The following is a 2,870-nucleotide window of genomic DNA, read 5'->3' on the forward strand; positions in this document are numbered from 1 at the left end:
CGCCGGCGGTCGCCAGCGCGGCAGCCTCCGTGATCTTCCGCGCCAGGCCGGGGCGGGTCATGATCTCCTGCGGCGGCGCCAGCATCGTGATCATCTCCATGAACGCGCGGAACACGTCCGCGTCCCACGTCATGGCCGCTGCCAGGTCCCGCAGCGGGGCGCCCGCCAGGTCGGGGACGTCCTGGCTCGGAGAACGGCCCTGGATCACCGCGGCGACCTGCGCGATGCGCTGGCTGTCCAGGTAGACCGTGTTCCGGTACCAGGGGAGCAGCCGCTGCCTGGTCAGCCTGTCGTACTCGAGCGCGAGCGTGAACGGGTCCTTGACGTGATCGGCGACGGCTTCCGCCACGATGGCGGCGTGCATCAGGCCGAGCGTCATCCCGCGGCCGAGGGAGGGGTTGGTGCACGCCCACGCGTCGCCGACGCTGAGCACCCCGGTCGCCACCGGCACGCCCGCCCTGACGATGGCGCGGATCCGGTTCACCGTGCCGCCCGCGGCGAGCACGCCGGTGACCGGCTCGCCGCCCGCGATGAGGTGGGCGTGCAGCGGGCACTCGCTGACCAGCCTGGTCCAGTGCCGTTCGTCTCGCAGCCGCCGTAGCGCGCGGTCCTGGGAGTGGATGGAGACCGTCACCGACCAGGTGCCCGAGTCGCCAGGGGTCGTGCGGATCGAGTAGCAGTCGAACGGCGTGAGGTTGCCGGTCAGCGGGGCCGGCGGCGCCTCGCCGGGGCGGGCGCGGAAGAACCGGGAGTAATAGGTGAAGCCGGCGTCGTCGGCGCGTTCGGCCACCTCGTACAGGCCGGCCGCGTCGAGCCACACTGGCAGCGGGGAACTCCGGCCCATGGCGTCGATCACCAGGTCGGCGAGCAGCTCCATGTTGTTGTGCAGCCGGACGCCGGTCACCTGCCGCGACCTGGTGGTCAGCAGGCCGGAGACCCGCGCGCCGCGGCGGACCTCCACGAGCCTGCCAGCCGCGCCCGCCATCGCCTGCTCGAGCACCGGCCGCCGCGCGGTGACGGTCAGGAACTTGCCGTCGTCAGGGCGCGGCGCGCGGTCGGTGATCCCCGGCGGCAGCGCGGACAGCATGGTGTGCGGGATGGCGCCGGCGTTCCTGATGGCGCGGGCCATCTCGGGCAGGTGCTCCTCAAGCACGCGCAGGCCCTGCGGCAGCAGGTAGTGCGGCTGCCGGAACTGCATGACGCCCTGCCGCTCCCAGTGATCCCAGGCCTCATCGGGAGTGCCCGGCGGCGGCGCCGGGTCGCGCTCGAGAATGGTGACGTCGTGCCCCTGCTTCGCGACCATCAGCGCGGTTGCGAAGCCTATTAATCCGCCGCCAATGACCACAATGCGTGCCATTGCGTTCACTCCTCGCATATGAGGTCTGCAGACATACCATCGCACGAGCGTGCTCATCTGGGAAGTATCCGCAGGTGAGCAAAAGCGTCATTGCAAATTGCAGTCAGACTACTACTTTAAGTAATCAAGGAATATGTGGGACCGGCCGGTGTCAGACCAGGCCAGCGTCGTGGGCGAGGAGCGCGATCTGGGTGCGGTTGGTGGCGCCGAGCTTGGTCAGGATGTGAGTGATGTGCGCCTTCACGGTGGCCACGCTCATGTAGAGCCGGGCGGCGATCTCGGCGTTGGTCTCGCCCTGGGCGATGCCCAGCACGACCTCGTGCTCGCGCGGGGTCAGGCCGGCCAGCACCGCGCGGGCCTTGTCCTTGGTGCCGGACTCGGCCACGGCCCGGTCCATCAGGCGGCGGGTGATAACCGGGGAGAGGATGGGGTCGCCGGCCGCGACCCGGCGGATCGCGTCGACGATCTGGGCCGGCGGAGAGTCCTTGAGCAGGAAGCCGCTGGCGCCGGCCCGCAGGCCGCCGAGCACGTTCTCGTCGGCGTCGAAGGTGGTCAGCACGATCACCTCGGGGGCGCGCGGCCTGGCGCGGAGCCGGCGCGTGGCGGTGATCCCGTCGGTGCGCGGCATGCGCAGGTCCATCAGCACGACGTCGGGCGCGTGCGCGTCGACCGCGGCCGGCACCTCGGCGCCGTCGGCGGCCTCGCCGACCACCTCGATGCCATGCGCGCCGTCGAGCATCATCGTGAGCCCGGCCCTGACGAGGGCGTCGTCGTCGACGAGCAGCACCCGGATGCGCTGCGTTGTTTCGTCGGTCATGGGGCGTCAGTCATTCCGGCACCGCTGGTTCCGTCGGCTCCGCTGTCTCCGCTGTCTCCGCTGTCTCCGCTGGCCAGGGCAGCCAGGCGTGCAGCACGAACTCGCCGTCCGCGCTGATCGTGTGGTCGATCTCCCCGCCAGCCAGCCGCACCCGCTCGGTCAGCCCGATCAGGCCGGTTCCGCTCCCGTTGATGACCGGGTCGGCCGGGCCAACCGGGTTGGCGAGCTCGACGACCAGCCGGCCGCCCGGCTTCCCGGCGAGCAGCACCCGGACCGGTCGGCCTGGCGCGTGCTTGCGGGCGTTGGTCAGCCCCTCCTGCACCACCCGGTAGGCGGTGCGGCCCAGCCCGCCGGGCAGGTCCTCCTGCTGCGTCACCCGTCGCGTCACGTCCACGGCGGTGCCGGCGTCCCTGGTCTCCGCGATCAGCCCGTCCAGGTCCGCCAGCCCGGGTAGCGGATGCTTCCCGTCGAAGTCGTCGTCGTCCCGCAGCACAGTGATCACCTCGCGGAGCTCGTCGAGGGCCTGATGCACGCCGGCCCGCACCACCCCGGCGGCGCGGGCGAGCTGCTCGGGCGAGGCGTCCGGGCGGTACTCCAGCGCGCCCGCGTAGGTGGCCAGCAGCGACAGCCGGTGGGCGAGCACGTCATGCATCTCGCGGGCGATCCGCGCCCGCTCCGCGACGCGGGCCTCGGCGA

At 71.9% G+C, this 2,870-nt stretch carries 3 protein-coding genes; all 3 read right to left on the minus strand.

The features are described from left to right. Window positions 1-1,357, minus strand: a 1,357-nt coding sequence (locus WA805_RS29265; RefSeq protein ID WP_425243937.1) for an FAD-dependent oxidoreductase, incomplete at its 3' end; no start/stop codon positions are given. A gap of 151 nt (window positions 1,358-1,508) precedes the next feature. Next, entirely contained in the window at window positions 1,509-2,174 is a 666-nt protein-coding gene (locus WA805_RS29270) for a response regulator (protein WP_425243938.1), read from the minus strand. A 10-nt stretch (window positions 2,175-2,184) separates the two neighbouring features. Further along, on the minus strand, window positions 2,185-2,870 hold a 686-nt coding region (locus WA805_RS29275), incomplete at its 5' end, for a sensor histidine kinase (RefSeq protein ID WP_425243939.1).

Origin of the sequence: Trebonia sp. (assembly GCF_049794275.1) — a bacterium.
GTDB lineage: Bacteria > Actinomycetota > Actinomycetes > Streptosporangiales > Streptosporangiaceae > Trebonia.

Bases quoted from the DNA above. Each gene is read 5' to 3' on its own strand.
- WA805_RS29270 (WP_425243938.1), bottom strand. From the start codon at position 2,174: ATGACCGACGAAACAACGCAGCGCATCCGGGTGCTGCTCGTCGACGAC.